The organism is Streptomyces atriruber, from assembly GCF_001418325.1.
GTDB classification, from domain to species: domain Bacteria; phylum Actinomycetota; class Actinomycetes; order Streptomycetales; family Streptomycetaceae; genus Streptomyces; species Streptomyces atriruber.
In genome coordinates, this window is the sequence record NZ_LIPN01000075.1 from 46,719 (window position 1) to 53,454 (window position 6,736).

Sequence of the window (6,736 nt, forward strand, 5' to 3'; positions counted from 1 at the left end):
CCCATGAGAATGCTGATCAACGTCGCGGAGACCGTGGTCGCCGACGCGCTGCGCGGGATGGCCGCCGCTCATCCCGAGCTGACCATCGACGTCGAGAACCGCGTGATCGTCCGCAGGGACGCTCCCGTCGAGGGGAAGGTCGCCCTCGTCTCGGGCGGCGGCTCGGGGCACGAGCCGTTGCACGGCGGGTTCGTGGGGCCGGGGATGCTGTCGGCGGCCTGTCCGGGAGAGGTGTTCACCTCGCCCGTGCCGGACCAGATGGTGCGGGCCGCGGCCGCCGTGGACAGCGGCGCGGGCGTGCTGTTCGTCGTGAAGAACTACACGGGCGACGTCCTCAACTTCGACATGGCCGCGGAGCTCGCCGAGGACGAGGGCATCCAGGTGGCGAAGGTGCTCGTCAACGACGACGTCGCGGTCACCGACAGCCTCTACACCGCCGGGCGGCGCGGCACCGGCGCCACGCTCTTCGTGGAGAAGCTGGCGGGGGCCGCCGCCGACGCGGGCATGCCGTTGGAGCGGGTCGAGGCGATCGCCCGGCAGGTCAACGAGAACACGCGCAGCTTCGGCGTCGCGCTCAGTGCGTGCAGTACGCCCGCCAAGGGCAGCCCCACCTTCGATCTGCCGCCCGGTGAGCTGGAGTTGGGGGTGGGGATCCACGGCGAGCCGGGGCGCGAGCGGCGCGCGATGATGACGTCCCGCGAGATCGCCGACTTCGCCGTGAACGCCGTACTGGAGGACCTCGAACCGCACAACCCGGTGCTCCTGCTCGTCAACGGCATGGGAGCCACTCCCCTGTTGGAGCTCTACGGCTTCAACGCCGAGGTCCAGCGCGTGCTGGTCGAGCGGGGCGTCCCCGTGGCGCGCACGCTCGTCGGCAACTACGTCACCTCCCTGGACATGGCGGGAGCCTCGGTGACCCTGTGTCAGGTCGATGAGGAACTGCTGCGGTTGTGGGACGCGCCCGTGCGCACACCCGGGCTGCGTTGGGGGTGCTGACCCGCTCCGGGTCCGTTCGCCCGCCGTTCCTTTCGCCTCCACAACGCAAGGAGACCCTGTGCTCGACGCCGACTTCTTCCGCCGCTGGCTGACGGTCACCGCCGCGGCCGTCGACCGTGAGGCGGAACGACTCACGCAACTGGACTCGCCCATCGGCGACGCCGACCACGGCAGCAACCTGAAGCGCGGCTTCACGGCCGTCGCCGCCGTCCTGGAGAAGGAGGTCCCGGACACTCCGGGCGCCGTCCTCGTCCTGGCGGGACGGCAGTTGATCTCGACGGTCGGCGGCGCGTCGGGGCCGCTCTACGGCACGCTGCTGCGCCGCACCGGCAAGGCGCTCGGCGACGCCCACGAGGTCGACGAGGCGCGGTTCGCCGAGGCGCTGCGCACCGGGGTCGACGCGGTGGCCGCGCTCGGCGGTGCCGCGCCCGGTGACAAGACGATGCTGGACGCGCTCGTGCCGGGCATCGACGCGCTGGAGGACTCCTTCGGCGCGGCCCGCGAGGCCGCGCTCCAGGGCGCCCTGTCGACCACGCCGCTGCAGGCGCGCAAGGGCCGCGCGAGCTACCTGGGCGAGCGCAGCATCGGGCACCAGGATCCGGGCGCCACGTCGTCGGCGCTGCTCTTCGCGGCCCTCGCAGTGACCGCTGGGGCCGCGGAGGGGACCGGCACGCGAGAGGGCGACCATGGCTGATGACCGGCTGGTCGGCGTCGTCCTCGTGTCGCACAGCGGGCCCGTCGCCGAGGCGGTCGCCGCGCTCGCCACCGGGCTCGCGGGAGGCGGCACCACGGCGCCCGTGGCCGCCGCCGGCGGGACGGCGGACGGCGGGCTCGGCACCAGCGCGGAGCTGATCTCGGCGGCGGCCTCACGGGTGGACCGCGGCGCGGGAGTCGCCGTCCTCACCGACCTCGGCAGCGCGGTCCTCACCGTGAAGGCCCTGATCGCCGAGGGCGACGAACTCCCGGACGGCACACGCCTGGTGGACGCCCCGTTCGTGGAGGGCGCGGTGGCGGCGGTGGTGACCGCGTCGACCGGCGCCGACCTCACCGCGGTCGAGGCGGCGGCAGCGGAGGCGTACACCTATCGGAAGGTGTGAGCCGGGAGGCGCACTCGGTCCGGCCCCGTCAGTTCCGCCGCACGAACTCCCGCGCCAACGCGTCGCCCCGCGCGACCGCGGCCCGGTGGCTCTCGATCGGCTGTGCCTTGTGGCCCTTGAAGAGGATGTACGTGACGTCGTCGCCCGTGCCGCCCGTGCGCGGGTCGGGGCCGATGCCGAGGGCCCGGGCCGTCGCGTACGACGCCTCGCCGATGAGGTCGGCGGGGCCGGTGTCGCCGACGACGGCGTACTGGACCCGGTCGCGGTGGACGACGGCGGCGACGGTGCCGCCCGTGACGCCGTGCTCGGCGTGTTTCCAGCGGTGGCTCGCGCCGGGCACGACGACGTAGGGCAGGCGGGCCGCGTTCAGGTGGCGGCCGTCGGACTGCTGGAAGGCCGTGGTGGGCTGGAACAGCGGGTCGGTGCGACGGTTGCACGCCCTGGTCCGTCGGCCGTCGCAGTCGATGTCCATGTCGGCCTTCCAGTGGACAGCGCCGCGGGAGGCGCAGACGGGGACGTCCGCGCGGGCGCCGTCGTCGGTGCGGTACTTGCCGTGCGAGATCTGCTTGCAGCTCCGGGTCGCGGCCAGCAGGTCGGCGGCGCGCACCGTGCCTTCGCGGACCGCCCCCTCGCGGGCGGCGGCCACTGAACCCGGCGTACCGCGTGGTGACTTGGTGTCCGGTTCGGACGGCGACTGCTGTGCCGCGGCTGAGTACCAGGCGGGGGCGAGCAGGGCGACTCCGGCCGCGACGACCAGGGCCGTCGTTCTGTTGCGCACGAGAAGGGGCCTTTCGTTGGGGACAACTGACGGCTCGAAGGCCAGATATCCCAATTTGTGCGCCGTCGTATGCCCCTTCCGCCGATCACGGTCCGTACGGCGGACGCCGCACCCCTTGATGTGCTCTCGTCACCTGTGTCAAATAGGTCCGTACCAATGCCGTCGAGTGGAAGGCAGCACCGTGCGACGGATCCCCCGCCCGTCCGCCCATCAGGCCCCGCTGGCCCTGCTGACCGTCATGGCCGCGACCGCGGCCGCACTGGGCGGCTGCGCCTGGGGCGGCGACGACGCCGGGGACACCAACCCCCCGGCGGCACCCCGCGGCCTCACCGTGCAGGCCGGCAGCGCCACCACCGCCCACGTCATGTGGAACCAGGCCACCGACGACACGAAGGTCACCGCGTACGAGGTGTACCGCGGCGCCAAGAGGGTGAAGGAGGTGTCGGGACAGGAGACGATGGTGGACGTCGTCGGCCTGAAGCCGTCCGCCACCTACAGCTTCACCGTCCGGGCCCGTGACGCCGAGGGCAACGTCAGCGAGGACAGCAAGAAGCTGTCGGTCACGATGCCCGCCGCGGCCGCCGCCGACCGCAAGCCCCCCACCCGCCCCGCGGACCTGACGGGCGAGGCCGAGGGGAGCAGGGCGGCGATGCTCGCCTGGGGCAAGTCGTCGGACGACAAGAAGGTGGCCTCGTACGAGGTCTTCCAGGGCGGCTCGAAGATCCACAGCGTGGGCGGGAACCAGACCGCGACGCTCGTCACGGGACTGCGGCCCGGCACGGACTACACCTTCACGGTCAAGGCGCGGGACGCCGCGGACAACTTCTCGCCCGCGAGCCGCGAGGTCCGCGTCACCACCGCGGCGGGCAAGGACTCGGGGCGCGGCACCGCGCCGACCGGGTTCCGGGCGGGCACGCACCGCGCCGACGGGGCGTACTACATCGACCTGTCGTGGACGCCGCCGCGCACCGGCGGCGCCGTGGCGGAGTATCAGATCCAGCTGGACGGCCGCACCGCCACCTCGCTCGTCTTCGGCGGGACGGTTCCGCGGGACAAGGCCGAGCACAGCTTCTACATCGGTAAGAAGGACGGGGAGCGGCACCGGGTGCGCATCCGCCCCAAGCTGCCGGACGGGACCTGGGGCGGCTACTCCGCCGAGCGGACCGTCACCACCGGCTGACGCGGACCGCGCCCGACGCGAGCATCACGGCTGCCCGTGCGCGGCGGCGGCCCGCTCGCCGAGCAGCGCCGCCGCGCGTCGGCACCAGTCGCGGGACTCCCGCTCGAAGGCGAGGCCGCGCAGACAGGTCAGATAGGGGCCGACGCGCTCGCCGGTGCGCAGGAAGTCGTCCTCGTCGGTGTCGCCGCGCAGCCGTACAAGGAGCTTCTCCAGGACCTCGATCTTCGCGTCGGCGACCGCCGCCCGCTCCGTGAGCTGCTCGATGACGGGCTCGGCGGCCACGCCGTCGACGGCCTGCACCTTGACCAGCAGGTCGTCCCGGATGAAGGACGGCTTCGCGGCCCGGGCGGCGAACCGCTCCATCTCGGCGAGGCCCTCGTCGGTGACGTGGAACAGCCGCTTGTTGGGCCGCCCCTCCTGGACGACCTCCCGCCCGGCGACCAGGCCCTCCGTCTCCAGCTTGGCCAGCTCGGCGTAGAGCTGCTGGGGCAGCGCGTGCCAGAAGTTGGCCACGCCGATGTCGAAGCCCTTGGCCAGCTGGTATCCGCTGTACTCGCCGTCCAGCAGTGCCGCGAGCACCGCGTGCCGCAGAGCCATCTCCCGGAACCCCTTCCCTTTCGCCGTTCAGCACCCTCATCATAGTCATCAATGTGACTACTCAGATTCTTGACTATGGAGATCGCATGACGCATCCCACCGCCGCTCGCTTCCGCACCATCGTGGAGCAGGGCGATCTCGACGCCCTGGAGGAGCTGTTCACCCCGGACGTCCGCTTCTACAGCCCGGTGAAGTTCACGCCCTTCGAAGGGCGCCCCATGGTGCTCGGGCTCTTCGGCGTGCTGCTGCGCACGTTCAAGGACTTCCGGTACGTGGGTGCGTACGCGGGCGAGGCGCAGACCAGCGCCGACGGCAGCGAGGCCGAGTCGGACGTGCTGCTCTTCCGCACCACCGTGAACGGCAAGGAGATCCACGGCATCGACCTGCTGCACTTCGACGAGGAAGGGCGGATCAAGGAGTTCACCGTGATGGTGCGCCCGCAGTCCGCGGTCCAGACGCTCGGTCAGGCGGTGTACGAGGGACTCGTCGCGGACGGCCTGGTCCCCGCACCGCACTGACGCTCCCCCGTGACACCTCCGCCATGACACGTCTGCGCCGGACGATGGATTCCGTCACCTGCCCGGCGGCCGTCCGCATGCGGTCCCCGCTCGCGGCACGTTGGCTCTTCGTCAGGTAGCACGGGCCGTTCCCCGATTCCGGCGGCGCATGGGTTGTACCGCCTCCCGTGTCACCGGAGGGCAGACTCATGCGTACCAATCAGATATGCGTCCGTACCGGCCTGATCGCCACCGCCACCGCGCTGCCGCTTCTGCTGGCCGCTCCTTCGGCGTTCGCGGGCGGCGACCTCACCGTCACCGCCACCGGTTCCACCGTGCGGGCCACCACGGCCGCGTGCACCGACGGCGGCACGGCGTCGCTGATGGGCGCCGCCAATGCCAGCTTCGCCGGAGGCCAGCAGGCGGAGCTGGTGAACGGCAGCGCCACTTGGCAGAACGTCGGCGCCGGTTCCTACACCGTGCTCGTCTCCTGCAAGGACGGCACGTCGGTCGGACCTCAGACCGTCACGGTCGGCAGCGCGCCGACGACCTCCTCGACGACCGCGCCCGCGCGCGGCGTCCGCGGAGGGCTCGGGGGCGGTTCCGAGGACCGGGGCACGCTCACGCTCGTCGGCGGCGGGACCCTGGTGGCCGCGGCAGCGGTCGGCGGCGTCTGGTACCTGCGCCGTCGCGGAGCCGCCGGACGTACCTGATCGGGACCACGACCGGCACGGCAGCACCGACTGCCGCCCCTCCGTCACCACCGAGGAAGGGCGGCAGTCGCATGCCGAGGCACCCTTGCCCACCCCACCGAACCGACTTACCGTCCTCCCAGCCGACAGGGAGGGCGCGTTCATGCCACGACCGCTCAGCGTTCAGCTCTACACTGTCCGCGATCAGCTCGTCGACGACCGGGAGGGGACGCTGCGCCGCCTAGCCGGTCTGGGGTACGGCGCTGTGGAGCCGTACGACGTGCTCGGCGACCCGAAGGGGCTGCGGCGGATCGTCGACGACCTCGGGCTCACCGTGTCCGGCACGCACGCCGTGCAACTGCTCGGCCCGGAGCCGGGCCCCGTCCTCGACGCGGTGGCGACGCTCGGCACCGACCTGGCGATCGTCCCCGCGGGCATCCCGCCCGAGGAGTTCACCTCGCGCGACGGCCTCGCACGGACCGCCGACCGCCTCAACTCCCTGGCCGACGTGGCCCACGGACACGGCATACGCATCGGCTACCACAACCACTGGTGGGAGATCGAGCCCCGCTTCCACGTCGGAACCGACGGACACGACGGAGCAGACGGACACGACGGAGCAGCAGGGCTCCCGCACGCCGTCGACGTGCTCGCCGAACTGCTCGCCCCCGCCGTGTTCCTGGAGATCGACACCTACTGGGCGGCGGTCGGCGGCGCCGCGGTCCCCGAGCTCCTGCGCCGCCTCGGCGACCGCGTGCGGGCCCTGCACCTCAAGGACGGGCCCGGCACGAAGGAGGACCCGAACGTCGCGGTCGGCGGCGGCACCATGCCCGTTCCGGAGATCCTCGCCGCCGCGCCGGACGCCTGGCGGATCGTCGAGTTCGATTCCTGCGCGGGCG

Annotated in this window: 9 protein-coding genes; 7 read left to right on the forward strand and 2 right to left on the reverse strand. The window is 72.5% G+C overall.

All coding sequences use genetic code 11. From position 1 onward, the window contains the following. The first annotated feature begins 3 nt into the window (after positions 1-3). Genes dhaK through AOK03_RS09070 form a run of 3 tightly spaced genes read left to right on the forward strand, consistent with a single transcriptional unit; the run spans position 4 to position 2,093 of the window. Positions 4-996, forward strand: a complete 993-nt coding sequence (gene dhaK, locus AOK03_RS09060; RefSeq protein ID WP_055564647.1) for a dihydroxyacetone kinase subunit DhaK — start codon at positions 4-6, stop codon at positions 994-996. 58 nt (positions 997-1,054) lie between these two features. After that, positions 1,055-1,690 (forward strand): dihydroxyacetone kinase subunit DhaL, encoded by a 636-nt coding sequence (dhaL, locus tag AOK03_RS09065; RefSeq protein WP_055564648.1) that lies wholly within the window; start codon positions 1,055-1,057, stop codon positions 1,688-1,690. Then, positions 1,683-2,093 (forward strand): PTS-dependent dihydroxyacetone kinase phosphotransferase subunit DhaM, encoded by a 411-nt coding sequence (locus tag AOK03_RS09070; RefSeq protein ID WP_055564649.1) that lies wholly within the window; start codon positions 1,683-1,685, stop codon positions 2,091-2,093. Before dhaL ends, AOK03_RS09070 begins: the two co-directional genes overlap by 8 nt. Before the next feature lie 28 nt (positions 2,094-2,121). On the opposite strand, the gene AOK03_RS09075 is transcribed toward AOK03_RS09070, so the two are convergent. Next, a complete protein-coding gene (locus AOK03_RS09075; protein ID WP_055564650.1) occupies positions 2,122-2,871 on the reverse strand; it encodes a glycoside hydrolase family 75 protein in 750 nt (249 codons plus the stop codon). Positions 2,872-3,109: 238 nt separating this feature from the next. Between AOK03_RS09075 and AOK03_RS09080 the strand changes: the two genes are divergently transcribed. Beyond that, a complete protein-coding gene (locus AOK03_RS09080) occupies positions 3,110-4,051 on the forward strand; it encodes a fibronectin type III domain-containing protein (protein ID WP_055564667.1) in 942 nt (313 codons plus the stop codon). Positions 4,052-4,075: 24 nt separating this feature from the next. On the opposite strand, the gene AOK03_RS09085 is transcribed toward AOK03_RS09080, so the two are convergent. Continuing rightward, positions 4,076-4,648: a PadR family transcriptional regulator gene (locus AOK03_RS09085; protein ID WP_055564651.1), complete on the reverse strand. Its 573-nt coding sequence runs from the start codon at positions 4,646-4,648 to the stop codon at positions 4,076-4,078. 86 nt (positions 4,649-4,734) lie between these two features. Here AOK03_RS09085 and AOK03_RS09090 point away from each other — a divergent pair, with 86 nt between their 5' ends. From AOK03_RS09090 to AOK03_RS09100, 3 genes are all read left to right on the forward strand, one after another. Then, positions 4,735-5,166: a nuclear transport factor 2 family protein gene (locus AOK03_RS09090; protein ID WP_055564652.1), complete on the forward strand. Its 432-nt coding sequence runs from the start codon at positions 4,735-4,737 to the stop codon at positions 5,164-5,166. 188 nt (positions 5,167-5,354) lie between these two features. Then, positions 5,355-5,858: a hypothetical protein gene (locus AOK03_RS09095; protein ID WP_055564653.1), complete on the forward strand. Its 504-nt coding sequence runs from the start codon at positions 5,355-5,357 to the stop codon at positions 5,856-5,858. A 142-nt stretch (positions 5,859-6,000) separates the two neighbouring features. Further along, a partial coding sequence (locus AOK03_RS09100; protein ID WP_055564668.1) for a sugar phosphate isomerase/epimerase family protein occupies positions 6,001-6,736 on the forward strand: 736 nt, incomplete at its 3' end.

Coding starts and splice junctions, on each gene's coding strand:
- dhaK (WP_055564647.1), top strand. CDS start 4: ATGAGAATGCTGATCAACGTCGCGGAGACCGTGGTCGCCGACGCGCTG.
- AOK03_RS09070 (WP_055564649.1), top strand. CDS start 1,683: ATGGCTGATGACCGGCTGGTCGGCGTCGTCCTCGTGTCGCACAGCGGG.
- AOK03_RS09080 (WP_055564667.1), top strand. CDS start 3,110: ATGGCCGCGACCGCGGCCGCACTGGGCGGCTGCGCCTGGGGCGGCGAC.
- AOK03_RS09085 (WP_055564651.1), bottom strand. CDS start 4,648: ATGGCTCTGCGGCACGCGGTGCTCGCGGCACTGCTGGACGGCGAGTAC.
- AOK03_RS09090 (WP_055564652.1), top strand. CDS start 4,735: ATGACGCATCCCACCGCCGCTCGCTTCCGCACCATCGTGGAGCAGGGC.
- AOK03_RS09095 (WP_055564653.1), top strand. CDS start 5,355: ATGCGTACCAATCAGATATGCGTCCGTACCGGCCTGATCGCCACCGCC.